Below are 314 nucleotides of genomic sequence, written 5' to 3'. Positions count from 1 at the left end.
GGACCTTGACCAAACCAAAACCGTGTATATCGGGGATAATTTTGAAAAAGATATTATCGGAGCAAAACAAGCAGGCTGGCAAGCGATCTGGATGAATCATCGTAAGAAAGATTTACCGACAAATGCTACCTATAAACCAGATAAAGAAGTACATAGTGCCAAGGAGTTATTTGAATTATTTACGAAAAAGGCTTAGGTCGTTATGGTAGGAATCAGCGATTGTCATCATGTTTCCAATTTAGCTTTCATTGAAAACTTCATTATTATTAGGAGAACTCTCATTGTATATACGTTGAGAGTTTTTTATTTAAACA

1 protein-coding gene is annotated in these 314 nt (G+C 35.0%); it reads left to right on the top strand.

What is annotated here, in order from left to right; all coding sequences use genetic code 11:
• Nucleotides 1-196 (top strand): HAD family hydrolase (locus V7147_RS22345; RefSeq protein ID WP_335370006.1); only part of this gene is annotated, 196 nt, incomplete at its 5' end.
• Nucleotides 197-314: the final 118 nt, after the last annotated feature.

It is taken from the genome of Bacillus sp. JJ1521 (assembly GCF_036965165.1).
Lineage (GTDB): Bacteria > Bacillota > Bacilli > Bacillales > Bacillaceae_L > Ferdinandcohnia.
This window is presented reverse-complemented; position numbering and strand designations above follow the sequence as displayed.